At 66.6% G+C, this 287-nt stretch carries 1 protein-coding gene; it reads right to left on the bottom strand.

The annotated features are described in order from the left end of the window. A partial coding sequence (locus IEI94_RS09045; protein ID WP_191166983.1) for a dihydroxy-acid dehydratase occupies window positions 1-287 on the bottom strand: 287 nt, incomplete at both ends.

The raw sequence follows: 287 nt of genomic DNA, 5'->3' as shown, positions 1-287 counted from the left end.
TGATAACCCCGCGGTCCACAGTGCTTCATCACCAGGATGCTGTCGGCGGTCACGTCCAGGTCGGGGTCGTTGATGCGCGCCTTGTAGTCGTCGAAGTTCTCGAACACCACGGCCTGGCCGCGGTGGGTCATCAACTCGGGGGTCGCCGCCGAGGGCTTGAGCACCGCGCCCTGGGGCGCCAGGTTGCCGCGCAGCACGCACATGCCGCCATCTTCGCGCAGCGGCTTGTCCCAGGGCCGGATCACCTCATCGTTGTAGAGCGGCGCCTCCTTGACGTTGTCCCACAG

This window comes from Halomonas sp. ML-15 (assembly GCF_014779595.1).
In the GTDB taxonomy this organism is placed as follows: domain Bacteria; phylum Pseudomonadota; class Gammaproteobacteria; order Pseudomonadales; family Halomonadaceae; genus Franzmannia.
This window is presented reverse-complemented; position numbering and strand designations above follow the sequence as displayed.